This window comes from Candidatus Symbiopectobacterium sp. (assembly GCF_020054415.1).
Taxonomy (GTDB): domain Bacteria; phylum Pseudomonadota; class Gammaproteobacteria; order Enterobacterales; family Enterobacteriaceae; genus Symbiopectobacterium.
Genome location: NZ_JAHWCO010000286.1, coordinates 1 through 1,484 on the forward strand (window position 1 = coordinate 1; position 1,484 = coordinate 1,484).

Annotated in this window: 4 protein-coding genes and 1 pseudogene; 4 read left to right on the forward strand and 1 reads right to left on the reverse strand. The window is 52.0% G+C overall.

What is annotated here, in order from left to right:
* The 4 genes from QZ506_RS08300 to QZ506_RS08315 all read left to right on the forward strand — a co-directional run.
* Window positions 1–187: hypothetical protein (locus QZ506_RS08300; RefSeq protein ID WP_291970326.1), on the forward strand; the 187-nt coding region annotated here is incomplete at its 5' end.
* Window positions 188–227: 40 nt separating this feature from the next.
* The gene (locus tag QZ506_RS08305; RefSeq protein WP_291970327.1) at window positions 228–350 is read left to right on the forward strand and encodes a hypothetical protein; all 123 of its coding nucleotides are present in this window, start codon (window positions 228–230) and stop codon (window positions 348–350) included.
* Window positions 351–389: 39 nt separating this feature from the next.
* Window positions 390–857 carry a hypothetical protein gene (locus QZ506_RS08310; protein WP_291970328.1) on the forward strand — a complete coding sequence of 156 codons (468 nt, stop codon included), beginning with the start codon at window positions 390–392 and terminating at the stop codon, window positions 855–857.
* Complete coding sequence (locus QZ506_RS08315; protein WP_291970329.1) at window positions 835–1,068, forward strand: hypothetical protein; 234 nt, start codon at window positions 835–837, stop codon at window positions 1,066–1,068. The genes QZ506_RS08310 and QZ506_RS08315 overlap by 23 nt, the downstream gene beginning before the upstream one ends.
* A 40-nt stretch (window positions 1,069–1,108) precedes the next feature.
* Here the strand turns inward: QZ506_RS08315 and QZ506_RS08320 are convergent.
* Window positions 1,109–1,315, reverse strand: a pseudogene (locus tag QZ506_RS08320) (IS1 family transposase); the annotation flags it as partial.
* Window positions 1,316–1,484 lie beyond the last annotated feature (169 nt).

Consider the following 1,484-nt stretch of genomic DNA (forward strand, 5'->3'; position numbering starts at 1 on the left):
TGACGACGGTAACGCTGATGGCCACTTTTGCCATAACCGTGTTTTTCACAGGAGATGTCTGTTCACAAAACGGGCATCTTACATCAACTTTAGCCACTGTATTCCACATCCAAAACCGGACATTTCACACTGCAATCAACATATTGAATACACGACCGGCATTTGCAGCAAAGTATCTGCACACTGAGTTCCCCGAGCTGTCACTGAATTACCTTACAGAAAGAGAATTGGCCGACTATCCTGCTCATGGCCGCTGGCCGTTCCATACCTGCCCCTGGCCCTACCGTAGCGCATCGACAGAACGCGCACTCTCCGCATGCGAACCCGATTACCCGGACGCACTGCGGTAGGCGACTTTCGCCACAACCCATATTGCTCGCCTGTATTATTTGCGTGATTTACCCTCAAAGACCCATACCTGGGGCGTGCGCCAACTGGGCTGGGCGATGCGCTATGCAGAGCAGGGACTCAGCAAATTGCTGGGGCAGTTGGAAACACGTCACTATAGCCCGCTGTCAGTCGCGGGAATGAATAAAGAAGACCTACGCTGGTTAACCTATACCAACAACCATTGGCAGCCCTTTGAACGCTCACTGTTGGAAAACGCGAATACTTTTCGCGCCGCCGCCGCACGGCTGAGCGCCATCGTAGAGTGCTATGCCCAACACATTGCCGCAGGCTACCTAGACACACAGCACGTGATCGCACAACGCGCTGAAACCGCGCCTGCAACGATTCACGCCATGACGGCACCGATCGTCGGTGCACTCAACGCCGCCTTCGGTGACCGTCTGCTATCGCTTTATCTCTATGGCAGCGCTGCACACGGCCGATATGAGACCGGATTCGGATATTGACCTTATGGCGGTGTTCGACAATGTCGACCATCCCACGTTGGAGCAGGTGCGACGCATGCAGCACCGCTTCGAAAAACTCTCGCTCTCCGTCTATAGCCTCAACAATATCCGACAATACCCCACATTTCGCCGCTATGTTTGCTCAACGGCACTCGCCACCTCTCTGGCCCCTTCTGTTTTGCACAGACCGGCGGCCCGTCAGACAACGTGAACGCCATTTTTTGTCTTGTATTCAATGAGTTGATGTAGCATCAAACGTAGTACTCGCGTTCGATGTAAGTACCGATGATCCTATCGTGCATTCCGGATGATTTTGAATATCCGAGCGTCTTGCGATTGAGCCGTTGCAATCGATTACGCAGTGTCAGATGTGCACGCTCAATACGCTATGTATACAGCTTGCTAACAATGTGTTTTACTTTTGGAAGTTCGTCGTTGTAAGCCCTGTAGCCATCCGTGTTTGCATGACTGACGACGGTAACGCTGATGTGTACTAGCTCAGACCTGATCTGACAGTTACCGATTATTTATACAGGTGTCTGTCAGATTACATCTGGTTCAGATTCTTTTCTGCCCAGATCCGTTTTCCATCGAGTAAAGTGGCCATCGGCGTACGCCCGCAGCACA